The 17,112-nt window shown below is 70.0% G+C and carries 15 protein-coding genes; 7 read left to right on the top strand and 8 right to left on the bottom strand.

Features of this window, described 5'->3' with window-relative positions; all coding sequences use genetic code 11:
* The first annotated feature begins 276 nt into the window (after positions 1 to 276).
* Positions 277 to 2,292: an ATP-dependent zinc metalloprotease FtsH gene (gene ftsH, locus CLV67_RS20480; protein ID WP_106320755.1), complete on the top strand. Its 2,016-nt coding sequence runs from the start codon at positions 277 to 279 to the stop codon at positions 2,290 to 2,292.
* A 65-nt stretch (positions 2,293 to 2,357) separates the two neighbouring features.
* Positions 2,358 to 3,002 (top strand): GTP cyclohydrolase I FolE, encoded by a 645-nt coding sequence (folE, locus tag CLV67_RS20475; RefSeq protein WP_203737520.1) that lies wholly within the window; start codon positions 2,358 to 2,360, stop codon positions 3,000 to 3,002.
* A gap of 53 nt (positions 3,003 to 3,055) precedes the next feature.
* On the opposite strand, the gene CLV67_RS20470 is transcribed toward folE, so the two are convergent.
* The 3 genes from CLV67_RS20470 to CLV67_RS20460 form a co-directional block, all read right to left on the bottom strand.
* Complete coding sequence (locus CLV67_RS20470) at positions 3,056 to 3,316, bottom strand: hypothetical protein (RefSeq protein WP_106320753.1); 261 nt, start codon at positions 3,314 to 3,316, stop codon at positions 3,056 to 3,058.
* A gap of 162 nt (positions 3,317 to 3,478) precedes the next feature.
* Positions 3,479 to 4,156, bottom strand: a complete 678-nt coding sequence (locus tag CLV67_RS20465) for a hypothetical protein (RefSeq protein ID WP_106320751.1) — start codon at positions 4,154 to 4,156, stop codon at positions 3,479 to 3,481.
* A complete protein-coding gene (locus tag CLV67_RS20460) occupies positions 4,153 to 6,750 on the bottom strand; it encodes an FtsK/SpoIIIE domain-containing protein (protein WP_106320749.1) in 2,598 nt (865 codons plus the stop codon). The genes CLV67_RS20465 and CLV67_RS20460 overlap by 4 nt, the downstream gene beginning before the upstream one ends.
* Before the next feature lie 193 nt (positions 6,751 to 6,943).
* Here CLV67_RS20460 and CLV67_RS20455 point away from each other — a divergent pair, with 193 nt between their 5' ends.
* The 5 genes from CLV67_RS20455 to CLV67_RS20435 all read left to right on the top strand — a co-directional run bounded on the left by CLV67_RS20455 (position 6,944) and on the right by CLV67_RS20435 (position 9,544).
* A complete protein-coding gene (locus CLV67_RS20455; RefSeq protein WP_106320747.1) occupies positions 6,944 to 7,297 on the top strand; it encodes a hypothetical protein in 354 nt (117 codons plus the stop codon).
* Positions 7,294 to 7,623: a hypothetical protein gene (locus CLV67_RS20450; RefSeq protein WP_106320745.1), complete on the top strand. Its 330-nt coding sequence runs from the start codon at positions 7,294 to 7,296 to the stop codon at positions 7,621 to 7,623. The genes CLV67_RS20455 and CLV67_RS20450 overlap by 4 nt, the downstream gene beginning before the upstream one ends.
* Entirely contained in the window at positions 7,620 to 8,615 is a 996-nt protein-coding gene (locus CLV67_RS20445) for a WXG100-like domain-containing protein (RefSeq protein WP_106320743.1), read from the top strand. Before CLV67_RS20450 ends, CLV67_RS20445 begins: the two co-directional genes overlap by 4 nt.
* Positions 8,616 to 8,632: 17 nt before the next feature.
* A complete protein-coding gene (locus CLV67_RS20440; protein ID WP_106320741.1) occupies positions 8,633 to 8,917 on the top strand; it encodes a hypothetical protein in 285 nt (94 codons plus the stop codon).
* Positions 8,918 to 9,040: 123 nt separating this feature from the next.
* Positions 9,041 to 9,544, top strand: coding sequence for an Rv0361 family membrane protein (locus tag CLV67_RS20435; RefSeq protein ID WP_239166710.1), 504 nt, complete (start codon positions 9,041 to 9,043; stop codon positions 9,542 to 9,544).
* 3 nt (positions 9,545 to 9,547) lie between these two features.
* On the opposite strand, the gene CLV67_RS20430 is transcribed toward CLV67_RS20435, so the two are convergent.
* From CLV67_RS20430 to CLV67_RS20410, 5 genes are read right to left on the bottom strand one after another with little or no spacing between them, the layout of a single operon-like run.
* Positions 9,548 to 10,150: a hypothetical protein gene (locus CLV67_RS20430; RefSeq protein WP_106320737.1), complete on the bottom strand. Its 603-nt coding sequence runs from the start codon at positions 10,148 to 10,150 to the stop codon at positions 9,548 to 9,550.
* Positions 10,147 to 11,265, bottom strand: a complete 1,119-nt coding sequence (locus CLV67_RS20425; protein WP_106320735.1) for a M23 family metallopeptidase — start codon at positions 11,263 to 11,265, stop codon at positions 10,147 to 10,149. Before CLV67_RS20425 ends, CLV67_RS20430 begins: the two co-directional genes overlap by 4 nt.
* Entirely contained in the window at positions 11,262 to 11,804 is a 543-nt protein-coding gene (locus tag CLV67_RS20420) for a hypothetical protein (protein WP_106320733.1), read from the bottom strand. Before CLV67_RS20420 ends, CLV67_RS20425 begins: the two co-directional genes overlap by 4 nt.
* Before the next feature lie 5 nt (positions 11,805 to 11,809).
* Positions 11,810 to 13,747 carry a DMT family transporter gene (locus CLV67_RS20415; protein WP_106320731.1) on the bottom strand — a complete coding sequence of 646 codons (1,938 nt, stop codon included), beginning with the start codon at positions 13,745 to 13,747 and terminating at the stop codon, positions 11,810 to 11,812.
* Position 13,748: 1 nt separating this feature from the next.
* A complete protein-coding gene (locus CLV67_RS20410) occupies positions 13,749 to 17,090 on the bottom strand; it encodes an ATP-binding protein (protein WP_106320729.1) in 3,342 nt (1,113 codons plus the stop codon).
* Positions 17,091 to 17,112 lie beyond the last annotated feature (22 nt).

Genomic DNA, 17,112 nt, shown 5'->3' with positions numbered 1-17,112 from the left:
ACCGCTTTCTCAGCGTGTTCTCAGTATTGGTTCAGTATGGGCGTTTTTGCACCTGAACCGCCCTGATTTAACCGTGCGTACGTGTCGTTAGCCCTGCGGGCTCACGGGTTCGTAATCGGCACGTACGGTGTACCGTCGAGTGACCGATGGCGTGGTGTCACGAGCGCTGGAGGGGCTGGGGCCGGAAACGGCCTCGGCAGCCGCCGGTGGGCGGTGACGTTGAGGTGACCAGGACGCCGATCAGGAGGGTCCGGGCGCTTGGCGCCCGACAACAGTATGGAACGTACGCGTTTCTTCCGCCGCCCGGTGGTCTGGATCATTCTGGTGATCATCGGCGTAGTCGCGCTGAGCACTGTATTCACCAGTGGTCCCAGCTACCAGAGGGTCGAGACATCGGTCGCGCTGGACCGTCTGAACCAGCCCGGAATCAAGAAGGTCGTCCAGAAGGACAAGGAGCAGACGCTCCAGATCGATCTGGAGCAGTCGGCCACGTTCGACGGCAAGAGCACCGACAAGATCGAGGCTCAGTACCCGTACGAGCTGACCGACGAGATCTTCAATCAGGTCGACCAGGCCAAGAAGCAGGGCCGGATCTCCGGTCCGGTCGACACCACGGTGTCCGGCGACAACATTCTCCTCAGCATTCTGATCAACCTGCTGCCGATCGCGATCCTCGTGGTCCTGCTGCTGCTGTTCATGTCGCAGATGCAGGGTGGCGGTTCGCGTGTGCTCAACTTCGGCAAGTCCAAGGCGAAGATGATCACCAAGGACACGCCGAAGACGACGTTCGCCGACGTGGCGGGTTCGGACGAGGCGGTCGAGGAGCTGCAGGAGATCAAGGACTTCCTGCAGAACCCGACGAAGTACCAGGCACTCGGTGCCAAGATCCCGAAGGGCGTGCTGCTCTTCGGCTCCCCGGGTACCGGTAAGACGTTGCTGGCGCGTGCCGTCGCCGGCGAGGCCGGTGTGCCGTTCTACTCCATCTCCGGTTCGGACTTCGTCGAGATGTTCGTCGGTGTCGGCGCGAGCCGGGTCCGCGACCTCTTCGAGCAGGCCAAGTCGAACGCTCCGGCGATCGTCTTCGTCGACGAGATCGACGCAGTCGGCCGCCACCGTGGCGCCGGCATGGGCGGCGGTCACGACGAGCGCGAGCAGACGCTCAACCAGCTGCTCGTCGAGATGGACGGCTTCGACACCAAGGGTGGGGTCATCCTGATCGCGGCCACCAACCGGCCCGACATCCTCGACCCCGCACTGCTGCGTCCCGGCCGTTTCGACCGGCAGATCCCGGTCGACAACCCGGACATGGAAGGCCGCAAGGCGATCCTGCGGGTGCACGCCAAGGGCAAGCCGTTCACGCCCGACGTCGACCTCGACTCGGTGGCCCGCCGCACGCCCGGTTTCTCCGGCGCCGACCTGGCCAACGTGATCAATGAGGCCGCGCTGCTGACCGCCCGTAACGAGAAGCGGGCGATCTCCAACGAGTTCCTCGAGGAGGCGATCGACCGGGTCATCGCCGGCCCCGAGCGCCGTACCCGGGCGATGAGCGACAAGGAGAAGAAGATCACCGCGTACCACGAGGGTGGACACGCGCTGGTCGCCTACGCTCTGCCGCACTCCGCTCCGGTGCACAAGGTGACGATCCTGCCGCGTGGCCGCTCACTGGGTCACACGCTGGTGCTGCCGACCGAGGACAAGTACACCCAGACCCGTGCCGAGATGATCGACACCCTGGCGTACGCGCTGGGTGGCCGGGCCGCCGAGGAGCTCGTCTTCCACGAGCCCACCACCGGCGCCGGCAACGACATCGAGAAGGCCACCAGCCTCGCCAAGGCGATGGTCACGCAGTACGGCATGAGCTCCAAGCTGGGCGCCGTCAAGTACGGCAGCACCGGTGACGAGCCGTTCATGGGTCGCAGCATGGGGCACGAGAAGTCGTACTCGGACGCGGTCGCGGCCGACATCGACGGCGAGGTCCGGGCCCTGATCGAGCTGGCGCACGACGAGGCCTGGGAGATCCTGGTCGAGTACCGCGACGTCCTCGACAACATGGTCCTCGAGCTGATGGAGAAGGAGACCATCACGCAGGAGGACATGAACCGGATCTGTGCCCGGGTCGCCAAGCGTCCGCCCATGTCGCCGTTCAACGGCTTCGGCAAGCGGCTCCCGTCCGAGGCACCGCCGGTGCTGACTCCCGCGGAGCGGGACAAGCTGAAGGCTCAGGCCGAGGCCGACGGGCAGATCGCGGTCGGGCACAACCCGAACGCGAACGGTTCGGAAGGCAGCAACTAGTGAACGTTTTTCAACCTGGCATCGAGCCGGAAACTGCGGGGCGTCGCCACGTTGAAAAAAGTTCAATCAGTACGTCAGGCGAACTCGACTACCTGGCCGCCCGTCTGGTCGACGGCAAGCTCACCGGAACCCCGGTGGAGGATGCCGTCGACCTCGGGCGGATCGAGAAAGCGGTCCGGGAGATCCTCATCGCCGTCGGTGAGGACCCGGACCGTGACGGGCTGCAGCGCACCCCGGCCCGCGTGGCCCGGGCCTACGCCGAGCTCTTCGCCGGGCTCCGGGTCGACCCGGCCACCGTGCTCACCACCAGCTTCGAGGCGGACCACGAGGAACTCGTGCTGGTCCGCGACATCGAAGTGCAGAGCATGTGCGAGCACCACCTGCTGCCGTTCAAGGGTGTGGCGAGCATCGGCTACATCCCCGGCACCGACGGGCGCATCACCGGCCTGTCGAAACTGGCGCGGCTCGTCGAGGTCTTCGCCCGCCGGCCCCAGGTCCAGGAACGCCTCACCTCCCAGATCGCCGACCTGCTCATGGCGCAGCTCGGCGCCCGGGGCGCGATCGTCGTCCTGGAGTGCGAGCACCTCTGCATGGAGATGCGCGGCATCCGTAAGGCCGGCGCACGGACCGTGACGAGCGCGGTGCGCGGCGCTTTCCAGACCGACGGCAAGGTCCGCGCCGAAGCGATGGCGTTGATAAACGCCCGCTGAGCGACAGCTTCCAGGCCGGTCCACCATCGAGGGCCGGCCTTTCTGCATCCCCGCTAGATCATGTTGCGGTACTGGTTGGCCGAGTCGACGGCCGCGTGGGTGAGCTGAACCGCCTCGTCCAGCCGGGTCCGAGCCTGCTCCAGATGCGCGATCGCGGCCGCCGCAGCCGGATGGAACGAGCCGACGGCCGTCATCCGCATCCGGGCCAGCGCCTCGTCCAGCTGATCCGACACGGCCTTGATGCCGGCGACGGCCCGCTGCGCGCCGTCAACCGTCGCCGCGACGCTGACCTTGACCTCTTCGACATTTGCCACCGTTTCTCCTTTCCCGGTTGGAAGTGCTTCGGAGCCGGGCGGGAGGGGTGCGGGTTCCCGGCCGGAAGAGCTTTGGGAGCTGGGCGGGAGGGGTGCGGGTGCCCGGCCGGAAGTGCTTTGGGAGCCGGGCGGGAGGGGTGCGGGTTCCCGGCCGGAAGAGCGTTACAAGAGCGCCTGCAGGCCGGTTCCCGCGCACGTCAGCAACACCGGCGTCAGACACGTGATCAGCCCCAGCACCGGCGTCCGATCGACCTTCACACCCTCGCCGCCGTAGACGAACCCGATCGTCGTCCAGCCCAGCCCGAACGCCAGCAACGGCATGCTCAGGCCGCACAGCAGCGCATAGGTGGACGGTGAGTCGGGCGGTGCGACCAGGAACAGCAAGACCTGCACCAGCAGCACGGCGCCGGCGAACGGGCCGTACACCAGCATGTTGCGTGCCCACGGCCGCTCCGGACCGACCGGCGCGGGCCCGATGAAGGCGTTGTCCGCGGCGTCCGCGGTGGCCCGGGCCTCGCGCAGCGCGGCCAGCACGGCCGGCGGCCCCCCGGCCACCCGGTCCATTGCCGCCGCCTGCTCCGCCGGGTGCGGGATCAGTTCATTCTCGGGTACGCGGAAATCGCGTGCCAGCCGCGCGCGTTGCGGTGCGAGCCGCGCCCGTACCGACGTCAGCTCCTGCCGTGCCGCCGCCACCGTCGTGGCATGCTCACCCGCCACCGAACTCGCCACCCGGCGAACCGCGTCCAGCTCCCGTGCGGCGGCCAGATAGTCGTCCCACGGACCCGGCGCGGGTGGCCCCGACTGTGCCGGGATCAGATGCTGTTCGGCCTGCTCGGTCACGACTCGTCACTCTCAGGGTCTACGAACGGGACCACGGTCACCGTGCGGTCGGCGTGCCTGTCGTGCAGCAACGCCCGGTTCTCCCGGGGCTGCCAGTCCACGGGCCGCCCCAGCAGCAGCGACACATCGGACTGCGGCACGTTCAGGAAGACCAGCCCGGCCACGTCCTCGCGGCCCATGCTGCCGCCGATCTCCTCACTGAACCGGCGCACGCCGCGCCACCACGACAGCAGGTGCGCCCCGGCGCTCGGTCCCTCCCGCAACAGCGCGCGCAGGCCGCCCAGCGTGCCCGGAGGGGCCGCGTCCATGCCGAAGACCACCCGGTAGCCGGGCCGCTCGGCGGACAGCTCAGCGGCCAGCCCGGCCGCGTCGACCATCTCGACGTCCTGCCGGTGGCCGATCTCGGCGGCCAGGGCCGCGGCCCGCTCGTCACCCTCGGCGACCAGCGACGCGATCACGAAACGGGCGGTCCGCGGCGCGTGGCAGGCGGCCAGGCTGCGGGCCGCCGCGTCGAGCACCTCGGCCCCGGCCGTCTGCGAGCCCAGGACGGCCAGATGCCGGCCGGGCGACGAGTCCAGCGGGAACGCCGCCGACGTCAGCGGTACGTCGATCACCCGGCCCACCAGCGCGGCCGGCCGGGACACCCGGCCCGCCAGCGCCGCCCGGTAGGTCGGATCGTCGGCCAGGTGCTGCTCGGCGTAACCGGCGAAGACCAGGGGCTGCTGCGACTCCGGATCGCGCGCACCCCACAGCCGGTGCCGCAGGTCGCTGAGCAGCTTCTGATCGGCGTGCGGGTCGGGGAACCGGACCACCCGCTCATGACCGCGGGTCGCGCCGCGCGGGCCGCCCAGGCCTCCGGCCGTGTTCACCACGGCGCTGCCCATCGGCAGGCCCGCCGCCGAATCGTTCGTCGGCTCCAGCACGTCACCGCCGCCCGGCAGTGCGATCCGCACCGGGAACTGGCCGAAGATCGAATCGCGCTTCGCGTACAGCGCCTCGACACCGAGGACGGTCTGGCTGGCCAGGACCAGATGGATGCCGTACGACCGGCCCTTGCGCGCCAGCGACTCGAGCAGCGCGACCGCCTCGGCAGCCATCGGGTCGTTGCCGGCCAGCAGCACCTGGAACTCGTCGATCACGCAGAGGATCCGGGGCAGGGGACGGCCGCGACCCTCCTCCTCGGCGACCGCGCGCAGATCCGCGAAACGCGAGACCCCGGCCCTCTTGTACGCCAGCGAGCGCCGGCCCATCTCCGCGTCCAGCTCGCGCAGCACGGCCAGGCCGTACTCCCGGTCGGACTCGACACCGACCGCCCGCGCGTGCGGCAGCCACGTACGGTCGCGCTGGGTCGGCACGAACTCGGAGAACGACACGCCCTCCTTGAAGTCCAGCAGGTAGAGCGCCAGCTGGTCGGGGCTGTACCGGGTGCCCAGGCCGTACAACACGTTGATCAGGAAGGCGGTCTTGCCGGCACCCGACCGGCCGCCGATCATCCAGTGCGGGGTCAGGTCGTTGAAGCGCAGCACCAGCGGCACCTCACCGTGATGCCCGACCACCGTCTCCACACCGGCCGCCGCGTCCTGCGACCACATCTCCTCGGCCGGCTCCGGCAGCAGGTCGGTCAGCGTCACCCGGGACGCCACCTCGGAGTCGGCGGCCAGTTCCCGGCAGACCGCGTCGATCAGGTGCGGTGGCGGATCCTCGTCGAGGAAGACCGGGGCGTTCAGCCACGGGGCGTCCGCCGTCGAGCCGAACGTGCCGCCGGGCGGATCGCCGACGATCGCATACGGATTGCGCACCGAGATGGCCGTCGTCCGCGGCAGCGGCGCCTGCGTCGTCTCGGCGGTCAGCGGAGGCGGCGGCCAGCCCGCCACGATCAGGTGCAGGCCGGAGTCCGGGCCCTGCTGGGCCAGCGCGGCAATCCGCCGCAGTTCCTCGCCCTCGGTCATCTCCGGCAGGCTGGCGATCACCACGAGCAGCATCCGGTCGCGCCGGTCACGGCGGCCGGCACCGGCCCGCGCCGGGCGCAGCCACTTCTCCGCCTCGGACAGCACGTCACGCAGGCCCTGCCGGTCGGTGGCCGGCGGGGACAACAGACCCGCGTCGGCCAGTTCCTCGAACGGCGCGAACACCGAACCGCCACCCACCCCGTCCACCGCGCGCACCAGCAGCGATCCCGCCGGAGCGGTCGCCAGCAGACGCAGCAGCAACGATCGGAGCAGGCCGAAAACCCGGGGATCGGTCGCCGTCGCGTCGACCGTCAGATGGCCCGTGCCGAGCAGCGGCACGACGGCGGGGAACCGCACGTCATCCAGCGGCTGCGCCAGACCCACCCGTACGAACCGCGGCAACGCCGGCCCGCCCAGCGGCGCCACCGGGGACAACGCGTCGAGCGTCGAACCCAGCCAGCCCGGCGCCAGCGCCGAGGCCGCCGCACGCAACCGGTCGGCGAGACGATGCTGCTCGCGAGGGTCGGCGGCGGCCGGCGCGAACGCCTCCAACGCGACAGCGGCCGCATCCGCCGTCGCTACCGCCTGCCGGTGCAAAGCAGCGGCCTGCCGGACCCGCAGAGTCGAATCCGCCACTGCCGTCACCTCCTATCCCGCGGAATAAAACCTATCCCAGACCCGACCCGACTCCGCGTTGCGTCCCCGGTGCGACTTTCGTGCCGGACCCGGCCGCATCCGTCCAATCTCGACTTCAGGCGGGACGTTGCGTACTGGTTTGAACTCGGAGCGTGCATCTGCGGTATTCGCATGTACAGGGAACCGCACGAAGGAGGTAGAGGTGGACGCCACCCGGGGCTACGACGGACAAGCCCGCTCCACGAACGAGGCGGAATCCTCCCCCGACTACATCGCCTCGGCCGGGGAGGGTGCCGGCGGACTCGTGCGCATCGAGCTCGACGGCGCCGGCCGGCTGTGGGACGTCGTCCTCGATCCGCAGGTCACCGAACTGACCGTCGACGAACTGCGGACGGCCCTCTTCGACGCCGTCACCGAGGCTCAGGACGGGATGCGGATGCCCGAGCCGCCCTCCTTCGAGGACGCGGTGGCCGACGTCAACACCGCGGCCGAGCGACGCTTCGCCGAGATCTCGGAAGCCCTCCACGACCTCTCCCGGCGGGCGGTGCGGCGATGAGCGTACGGCTGAATCTCGATCCGGCGAACGTGGCCGCCGCGGGCAGCACCCTGGCCGGAGTCGCGCAGCGGATGGCCGACGACGTCGCCGCCCTGGAGTCCACCGTGATCGGCGCCGGGAACCCGTGGGGCGACGACGAGAGCGGCAGCGTGTTCGCTCTGGCCTACCAGGCTGTCCTCGGCCACGCACTCCAGGCACTCGGCTCACACGTACAGCAGATGGGCGAAGCCGCCCTTGATCTTCACCTGCAGGCCCGGGCCATCGCCTCGGCCGATCTGACGGGCGCCGCCGACCTGACCGGCGCGGATCCCGGGCGGCGCTCATGACCATCGAGCTGCCCGCCGAACTCACCGAGCCGCTGGAGTGGCTCGGCCTCAGCTGGCCGCAGGCCGACGAGGACCGCCTGCACGCTGACGGACTCGCCTGGATCGAGCACGGCACCCGGCTGCGCCGGCACGCGGCCGAGGCCGACGCGGCCGCCCGCCGGGTGTGGCTGGAGAACGAGGGCGCCTCCGTCGACGCCTTCGAGCAGTGGTGGAACGGCGCGGACGGCCCCGGGCGCCACCTCGACGACGCCGCCACCGCCGTCGAGCTGATCGGTGCCGGGCTGATCGCCATGGCGGGTGTCACGGTCGCCCTCAAGACCGCCTACCTCGCCCAGCTCACGCTGCTCGCTTTCCAGGTCGGGCAGGCGATCGCCACCTCGGTCGCCACCGCCGGGGCCACCCTCGCGGAGATCCCGATCTTCGTGGCGGCCAGCCGGCTCGCCTGCCGGCAGCTCGTCCGCAAGGCGTTGCAGGTGGTCGAGGGCGAGATCGCGCAGATGTTCCGTCAGGCGGCCGAACTGCTGCGTACCGCGGGCACCAAGACCGCCGCCCGGCACGCCGGGGATCTGGCCACGCACTTCGGGCAGAACTCGGAGTTCCACCGGCTGATGCGGGAGGTCGAACTCGCCGACGTCCGGAGCCCTGTCGACGGCGCCAACTTCTATTCAGGCAAGGCCACCGACGGTACGCCGATGCGCGTCTTCGCCGAGAAACACACTGACGGCGTGACACGGGTGACGCTCGAACAGACCCCGGGTGGCGAGAGGTTCGACGATCTGCTGCTGTTCGAGAACGGCTCTCCGATCCGAACCGGCCAGGCCGAGGACATCTGGAGACGCCTCTCCGAGCGGTACGCCGAAGGCGCTCAGGGTGAGGTGACGGCCTGGTCGCACAACCCGCGTGTCAACAGCATCTGGAACACCGTTGAGAAGCCGGCCTTGGAGCAGAATTCGGCAGTGACGAAGATAAGTGTCATCGATCCCGACGCATGATGGTGGACGGAGTAGGGATGGGTGTGCAGGAGCTCGACAGCCAGGCGGCGCGGACCGACACGGGAGTGGTCCTGCTCAGCGTCGATAGGGAGACGATGCGGGCGGAGTATCGGGGCCGCAACGTCATCCTGCCGGTGGACCGGGGGATCGGGAGTCACGGCATCTATTTGCCGCGTGTACCGGCCTGGGACGACGGTGAGCCGATCCCGGCCGAGGACCTCGCCGTCATCAAGGACGCGGTGGTCGAGGTGCTGCGGCACTGGGGTACCGACACCGAGTTCATCACGCTGGGCGGGGCGTGACCGTGGACGGCGATCAGGGATGAGTCCGATGGACGAACTACTGTCGTACACATGGGACCGCGAGAGCCTGAGACCGACGCCGGCTTCACGCCCCCGGCGCCGCGGCCGTCCGAGAGTGGCAGTGTGACGACGCCGGCGGTGCCTGGTGGTCGTCCGGCCGGGCGGGGAGGCCGGTTTCAGAGTCGGCGGGCCCGCCTGATGCTGGCTCTCACCGGTGGGGTGATGGCCCTGCTCTGCGCGGGTGGGGTGGGCACGTTCATCGTCCTCTACGACGAGGCCACCGAGATCAAACGATCGAACCCGGACGCGGTGGTCAATGATTTTCTCGGCGCATATCTGAGGAACCGGGACGACAACGCGGCACGGCTCTACCAGTGCGATTCGGGCGACTTCTCGCAGCTCACGTCGTATCGAGGCGACACCCAACAGCGTGAGCAGCAGTTCTCGACCACCATTTCGTTCTCGTGGTCGATCGTTGCTCTGAACGTCAACGGGACTGCGGGTGCGGTGAACGTCGATGTCACCCGCACTCTCGCCGGCCGCGCGGGCCGCGACGGAAGCACCTGGCAGCTCGCGGTTGTGGATCAGGATGGCTGGCGCGTCTGTGGAGCTGAGCAGACGTCGTAGGCGTTACTCGACCCACACCAGGTGGGCCGGGACCTCGAGCGTGCGGGGGAGCTTGCCGCTCCAGCCCCAGCGGTACCAGTCGAGTTCCTGTGCCACCCGCACGGTGACGGTCCCGTCGTCGCTCACGTGCGACTCGGTCACCGCCCGCAGGCCACGGCGTTCGGTCCCGTCGTCGAGGATCTGTGTGACCCGGCGGCCGGTCAGCGAGTCGGCGTCGATGGCCGACACCGGCGGGCGGCGCGGTGGCTCGTCGAGGGAGACCAGCTGATTGACCTTTGCGCCGGGCGTGGTGGTCCCGGAGAAGCCGAGCTCCTCGACCCAGACGCGTTCGACCGGAACCAGCGCGGCGAAGACCTCGGTGCGTTCGGACTCGGCGCGGTACCACTCGGCCTCGGGCATCACCGGGACGTACGTACGGCTGCCCTGTATGACCTTCTCGTCGGCCCGCAGATCACCCCGCCAGCCGTGGCCGGGCAGCCCGACCAGGACCCGACGGCCCCGCAGATCTCCCGCCATGGTCGCCGGAGTGGGCACTATCGGACGCGGTGACTCCAGCGCCCCCTCGCGCCGGCCGTTGAACGGGTCCGGCATCGATCCGCTGCTCATTCCTCGTTCCCCAACGGAGCGCCCTGCTGCTGCATGAACCTGACCGGGTCGGTTGCTCCGGCACTCGACCGGTCGTTGCCGAGATGCACCTCGAAGTGCAGGTGCGGACCGGACGAGTTGCCGCTGCTGCCCACCCGTCCGAGAAGCTCACCGGCCGCGACCTGCTGGTTCTCGCGCACGAAGGGCCGTTGCACCATGTGACAGTAGCGCGTCATCACGTTGCCCGCATGGATGATCTCGACCATCCACCCGCACCCGCCCTTGCCCGGGTATCCGTCCACATTGCAGGTCTTGCGGCCGCGGAAGTCCTCGTCGCACTTCACCATCGACACCACGCCGCTGGCCACCGCGAAGATCGGCCGGTACTTGTCCACACTGATGTCGACACCCTGGTGGTTGGGGCGGGAGCGGCTGCGGAACCCGGAGCCGACCGGCCCTTTGAGCGGGATCGTCCAGCCGGACGCGGCGACCGCCCCGGACGCCGCGCACTCCATGGCCACCGAGTTGCCGACCGCGTTGGCCGCGCCGTCCGCGAGCATGTTGACGATCTGGGTGGCCAGTGGCTCGTGCTTGGCGTACGCGTCGGGGTAGGCGCTGATCTGCACCGCCTGCGCCGCGTCGGTCAGCGGCATCTTGTCCCATCCCGGGATCGTCTGGAGCTTGCTGTAGAACTTCGTGCTGGCGTAGACCGGGTCCCGCACCTGGGCCGGCGTTCCCCAGCCGGAGCTGGGCCGCTGCTGGAAGAGCCCCTGCGAGTCGTGGTCGTTCCTCTTGCCGAGGTGTCCGAGGTTGACCAGCGCGGACTCCTGCATGGCGGTCGCCACCGCGATCACCCAGGCGCGCGGCGGCAGGCCCAGGTCGGAGCCGACGTTGATGATGATCGCGGCATTGCGGATCTGGGATGCGTTGTACCCACTGATGTCGGGCATCTTGGAGTCCGGATCGACGGCCCCGCCCTTGCCGCAGCCGAGGGAGGCGTTCAGGAAGCTGCGTTCATTATCGTTGATCACCCCGTTCAGCAGCAGAACGGTGACGCTGCCGCCGCAGCACAGCAGGGCGAGCGTGACGACCAAGGCGACCATGAGGACCGCCTTGCGCGGCCGCCGGAACTTCATGCCGGCGTCCAGTCGATGCCGTCGACCAGCCAGTGTCCTTCCGGCGCCACCAGGCGGAGACCGAGCTTTCCGCTGTCCATCGTGACGGTCGCGTTGACCATGGTGGCGTTGATCGTGACCAGGCTGGGCCGGCCGATGATCCGGTCGGCCGGTATCCCGGCCGGGTCCGCGCCGCGCAACTGGTCGGTGAGCCGCGGTGTGGCGTTCGGCTGGAGCCGGTTGAGCCACTTCTTCGCGGTCACGCCGTCGTGGTCGACCCACGCGGAGGCGAACGCGTAGGCGACGGCCTCCGGCTGAGCCCGTCCGGGACTGGTCCGGGGTGTGGGTGGCGGATCGGAGGAGACGACGCTGTCGTCGTCGGAGGGGTTGATGCTGATCGCCGGAGCCGGACTGCCGTTGCCGAGCGGCGAGGTGGAGTCTCCGTCGGAGAAGACCCGTCCGATTCCGACCACCGCCAGCACCATCACGGCGATGACGACGGCGATGCCCCAGCGGGACCGGAAGATCCCGTTGAGGGTGCGCGCTACCAGACCGGACATCCCACTCACCGTGCCTCGGAGCGCACCCGCGGGCTGGCCGGCTCCTCACTGGTCGCGCCGGTCTCGGGCCGGTAGATCGCGAACGATGACGGCCGTTCCGAGACGTCCGGCTCGGTCCAGTCGGAGGCGCCGCGCGTCCGGGACGGGGCGGCCCGGCCCTTTCCGGTCTGCGCCGGGGCCGGACTGTCGTCGCGCACGCTCTCGTTGCCGTCCGGCCGGGTCGGCGGACCGGCGACCGGGACGATCTCGGTGCTCTCCCGGCGCTGGTTCGTCGAGGCGTCCTCGAGCCGGGCCTCCGGGCGCAGATTGCGCTGCTCCAGCATGTTGCCTTTGCCGAAGGTGGGTTCCCGGGTACCTCCGGGCTCGGCGATGTCGAGCTTGGCGGCCTCCCGCATGTCGCGGAAGAAGCGCCGGTGCCAGGATCCGCCGGAGGCGATCGCGGCGGCGCCGTCCTTGCCGCCGAGCTGGGTGATCCGCCGGTACGGCCGGAGCAGCAGCCATCCGACCACGCCGCAGAGCCAGACCAGAACCACCTGGAGCCAGCCGGCCAGGCTCGCGGTGTTCATGATCAGGTCGACGGCGAACAGGTAGATCGCCGCGCCCGTACCGAAGATCGCGATGTTGAACAGCGCCGCGACGACCGCGTTGCCCAGCCGCCGCACGCCGCCGCTCGCCGGCCGCAGGAGGCCGATGGTGCCGAGGATCGGCGCCGCGATGACGGCCCAGCGGAAGATCAGGAAGCCGAGCAGGACCAGGAGGGAGGCGGTGATGTCGAACATCGCGTACATGATCGCGGCGAGCATCGCGATGAAGCCGGCGCCGACCCGCTCCATCCCCTTCGCGCCCTGGAGGTACTCGTAGGCTTCCGGATCCTCGGTGCGGATCTGCTCGGCGACCTTCGACCACTGGGTCTTCTTGAGGTCCAGCGTCCCGTCGCGAGTTGCGGGGAACGCGCGGATCTGTTTTACCTCTTCCCAGCTCAGCGAGCGGGCGTCGTAGAGCGCTTCACCGTACTTCTTGGCCGTCTGGCTGTCGGCGGAACCGAGAACGCCCCGAAGCCAGTTGCGGTAGAGCATGGTCTCGGTTGCGGTGTCACTGGCGCGCACCGCGGGTGGGCGCTTGTCGGCACATGCGTCAGGTCCGAGGGCGCATTCTCCGACGCGTTCCTTGGGCTGCGGTCCTACTGCTTCGTGCACCACGCCGAGCGAAGTGATCAGGCTCTGGTCGGCGATCTTGGCTGACTGCACCGGCCATGAAGCGATGGCGGTGACCACGACCATGATGAAGATCGCCCAGCCCGCGGTCGTCGTGGCGGCGCCCATCTCGGCCTGCCGGGAGCGCCAGAGCAGGTAGAGACCGACCACCGCGAGGGTGATCACGCCGAAGACGGTGAAGACCTTCTGGTAGACGGCCTTGGTGGCCTGGTCGACCAGCGGGTCGGCCCAGCCCCAGAGGGTCTCCGGGTTCCAGGCCCGCTCGCGCAGTGCGTTCGAGGCGCCGATCACCGCCGTGGCGATCATGAACTCGCCGTTGGCGATCGTCGTCTCGAACTTCTGATCGGCGGCGACGACGGTGGAGGCGCAGCCGCCCTCCATGTCGTAGGTGACGAAGTTGTACCCGGCGTAGCCGTAGTCGCTGTAGAGGCCGGGGAAGCTGTTCTTGGTCGACGAGGCGGGACGTTCGGCGAACCAGCCGGCCAGGCCGGAGTCGGGCGTGCTCGGTGTCGGCGGGTCGAGGCACGTGGCCCGCGCACCGGTGACCTCGGCGAGCCGGTCGACACAGGCCCGGAAGTCCTGCTGCCACTCCTCGACGCTGCAGGCGCCGCCGGGAACCTGTGCCGGTGGGGCCGCCGCCGCCCCGCTCGGTGCGGCGACCGCCCAGGCGATCGACGCCACCATCGCGACGACCAATGTCGTGAGAAACGCCAGCCCCCGCCGCACCATCTCAAACCTCCAGGTCGGACGGGAGAGGCACGACCTGTGTCGGTGCCACGCCCGGTGTCGTGTCCAGGTGTTCGAGCAGTCCGTCGACGTACGAGACGTCGACGCGTACCTTCTGGACCCGGCCGTCCACGTCCCGCATCACGAACTCACGGAAGCCGAGTCGCTGCTGGGAGGATGTGTCGACCTGGGAGAGGGACGCCAGCGTCGCCTCGTACCCGTCGTGGACCGGGACCCGCAGCAGCCGCAGTGCCTCGGAGGCGATCTCCTGGTCCTCGGCGATCCGGCCGACGAAGACCGTGGAGACCAGGTTCTGCACGTCGAGGCCGAGGATGTCGCGCGGGTTCTGGGAGGCCACGAGGGCGGCCAGGTTCCATTTACGGGAGTCGCGGGCGAGACGGACCAGGAACGACCGGCCGGAGCGCCAGCCCTCCATGAAGTGGGCCTCGTCCAGGCCGACCATCTTGCGGGAGGACATCGAGCCGCCGTAGCAGCGCCGGACCGCGAGCCGGTGTGCGGTGTGCAGCATCGGCAGGGCCAGTGACTCCTCGGCCGACCAGTACTCCCGCTCGATCTTGAGGTCGGGTAGCCGCAGTCCGGCCATGGTGATCACGGTGAGGGCCGCGTCGGCGCCGAGCAGGTGCGGCGGCGGGTGGCCGAAGAACAGCAGCGCCAGCGGCATCTCGGCGGTGTCGAGGAGCAGGTTGGCGAGTTCCCGGCCCTCGTCGTTGTCGAGCGCCTGGAGGGTACGCACGACGTCGTCGAGAGTGGACGTCTCCTCGGCCGGCACCTGCCGCACCGCGTGCCGGAGCAGGGTGGCGGTGGACGCCTCCTTGGCGACCTGCGGCGGCACCAGCATCGAGCAGATGTCCTGCACGAGCATCCGCCGCTCGGCGCGCGCGTTGGAGACGGCGATCTCGTACTCCCGGTCGCCGGCCGGTCCGGTCGGGAATTCCGAGCGCACCGGGGTCGGGATCAGCGAGTAGGGAGCGAGGGTGCCCTGTTCCGAACCGGTCAGATTCAGGACCCGGCTGTACGGCCGGAGCTCGGGCATCTGACACAGGCGGGCGAGTGGGCCGGACGGGTCGAGCAGGGTCACCTGCACGCCGCGGCGGGCGTTGAGGTAGCCGAGCGCACCCATCAGGGTCGACTTGCCACCGCCCGGCTCGGCCACGAACACACCCAGACCGGAGCGCTCGCGTACCTCCATCGGGAAGTGCAGGTCGAGGAAGACCGGACGACGGCACGTGCCGGACGTACGCCCGATGAGGTCTCCCCGGCGGTCGCCGACCGTCGAGGCCGCCTGCGGGAGCGCCGCGGCCAGCAGCTTGACCGGCATCCGCCGGACGTAGCCGGTGTTGGCGATCGGCTCGCCCGGGATGAACTCGCGGGCCAGCTGGTCCTGGTTCTTCGGGTGCTGCAGGGAGATCCGCAGCTCGCGCGAGTAGAGCTGGATGAGCCGCCGGGCCCGCTCCAGACACTCCTCGCGGGTGGCGCCGCTGACCGCGAGCCGGTGCCAGCCATGTGCACGGGCCGACTCGACGGGCAGCCCGGTGGTCATCTCGTCGCCGATGACCAGGGCCCGCTTGGCGAGGCGCTCCAGCTCGGGCGGCGCGTCGATGCCGTGCTCGGCGTAGTCGAGCTGCTGGGACCGGATCATCCGGAGCCGGTGCTCGAGATTCTTGAACGAGCTGTTGGAGCCGAGGATGTCGATCCGCGACGACAGCTCCATGGGCCAGGGAAGCCGCTCGTGGAAGTGCATCCACGGTTCGTGCTTCTCCGGGATCTCCAGCGGCTCCATCCGGCCGACGGAGAGCACGGCCACGTGGCGTTCCTCGCCGGACATGCGGTTGACGAGCTTCACGGTCGAGCCGTACGGCGTCCGGTAGCGCTCCACCGCCTCGGTGAGCGCGAGCAGGTCACCGGTCTCCCAGTGCCCGTTGGTGACCGGGGAGAGCAGTCCCGGCGGGGCCATGCCGAGCGCCACCGAGCGGTAGAGCAGCCACTCCAGCTCCTGCGGGGTGACCCGCCGCCCGCGCATGCCGAACGCGTTGAGCACCTCGTCGAACTGCTCGACGGTCCGGCCGAGTTTGCGCCGTTCGCCGTCCGAGGTGCCCTTGCCGAAGGCGCGCAGGATCCGCTCGGAGAAGGTGTCGCCGAGCGACCGCCGCGCGAACGTGACGCCGAGGAAGGTCTGCCCCTCCGCGTGGTTGACCGAGAGCAGGTGCCGCTGGGCCGCGACCAGGTGGTCCGACCATGAGGTGGCACCGTGCACGTCGGCCAGCGGTTTGGTGGTGAACGAGTCGACGGTGCGGGCCCACTCGTCGGCCGGGAAGGGGCGGGTGGTGCGGCGCAGGTGCAGCCGGAATCCGGCGAGGCCGGCGTACTGCTCGGAGATGGCGCTGAGCAGCGCCTCGCGCTCGGCGTCCGGGCGGAAGGCCCAGCGCACCTCGGGCAGGTAGTACCACGCCGTCACGGTGCTCTGGGTGAACGTCAGGTGCCCGGCGATCTCGCTGATCGCCAGCTCGACGGACGGGTCCCGGTCGTTGAACTTGAGCTTCTGCGGCCGCAGCGGAGCCGGCGTCGGCTCCTTCTTCTCCTTGCGCTTGGCGGGCGCCTTCTCCTTGCGCCGGGCCGGGGCCTTCTCGGGGACCGGGACGGGCAGCGGCGCCGGGTCGGCGGCCGGCATGGGCGCGATCGGAGCGGGCGCCGCCGCGACGGCCGGCTGCTCCCAGGACAGGGGGCGGGCGATCGGCTGGGCGGGCGGCCAGTCCTCGAAGTCGAGCAGCTCGTCGTCGTCCACCGGATCCGGCGCGACCACGTGGCCGTTCTCGTGGACGTGGCCGTTCTCGGGGAAGTAGGCGGGTTCCGGCGCGGCCGGTGCCGGGGTGGGGTACGAGGTGCCGTTCCAGCCGTGGGGCGGCGCGGCGACCGGCGGCGGTCCCGCGACCGGCGCGGGCGGAGCCGAGATGGCCGGCGGGGTGGAGACCGGCGCCGGTGAGACGGGGGCCGGTGCGACCGGCGGCGCTGCCGGGATCGGGGGTGTCGCAACCGGACGTGAGGCGGGTGGCGTTTGCGGATCACTCTTCGGGGTAACCGCTGCTCCACCGAACAGGTCCAGGAACGGCGAGTCGATGTCCATACTGGTGTCGACGGCGCCACGCGGCCGCACCGGTTGCGGTGCCTGGAAGACGCCCACTCCACCGTGTCCGGGCGCGGCGACGAACTCTTCGGCGTCGTCGAGCGAATCAGGCGAGGAGTAGTTGTCCGAACGCACACCGTTACTCTGCCTGCCCGGGGACGATGCGTCCGCGCGGGGATGCCCGTGCGGATACGTTCCGGTCATGCGTGGACCTCGTATGCGCGGA

The sequence above is a fragment of the Actinoplanes italicus genome, from assembly GCF_003001815.1.
Lineage (GTDB): Bacteria > Actinomycetota > Actinomycetes > Mycobacteriales > Micromonosporaceae > Actinoplanes > Actinoplanes italicus.
The sequence above is the reverse complement of the archived record's forward strand: the minus strand, read 5'-3'. Positions and strand labels throughout refer to the sequence as shown.

What these genes read in the sequence shown, in the direction of transcription:
- CLV67_RS20445 (WP_106320743.1), top strand. Translation starts at nt 7,620, where the DNA reads ATGACCATCGAGCTGCCCGCCGAACTCACCGAGCCGCTGGAGTGGCTC.
- CLV67_RS20415 (WP_106320731.1), bottom strand. Translation starts at nt 13,747, where the DNA reads ATGGTGCGGCGGGGGCTGGCGTTTCTCACGACATTGGTCGTCGCGATG.
- CLV67_RS20410 (WP_106320729.1), bottom strand. Translation starts at nt 17,090, where the DNA reads ATGACCGGAACGTATCCGCACGGGCATCCCCGCGCGGACGCATCGTCC.
- CLV67_RS20430 (WP_106320737.1), bottom strand. Translation starts at nt 10,150, where the DNA reads ATGAGCAGCGGATCGATGCCGGACCCGTTCAACGGCCGGCGCGAGGGG.
- CLV67_RS20440 (WP_106320741.1), top strand. Translation starts at nt 8,633, where the DNA reads ATGGGTGTGCAGGAGCTCGACAGCCAGGCGGCGCGGACCGACACGGGA.
- CLV67_RS20420 (WP_106320733.1), bottom strand. Translation starts at nt 11,804, where the DNA reads ATGTCCGGTCTGGTAGCGCGCACCCTCAACGGGATCTTCCGGTCCCGC.
- CLV67_RS20450 (WP_106320745.1), top strand. Translation starts at nt 7,294, where the DNA reads ATGAGCGTACGGCTGAATCTCGATCCGGCGAACGTGGCCGCCGCGGGC.
- ftsH (WP_106320755.1), top strand. Translation starts at nt 277, where the DNA reads ATGGAACGTACGCGTTTCTTCCGCCGCCCGGTGGTCTGGATCATTCTG.
- CLV67_RS20425 (WP_106320735.1), bottom strand. Translation starts at nt 11,265, where the DNA reads ATGAAGTTCCGGCGGCCGCGCAAGGCGGTCCTCATGGTCGCCTTGGTC.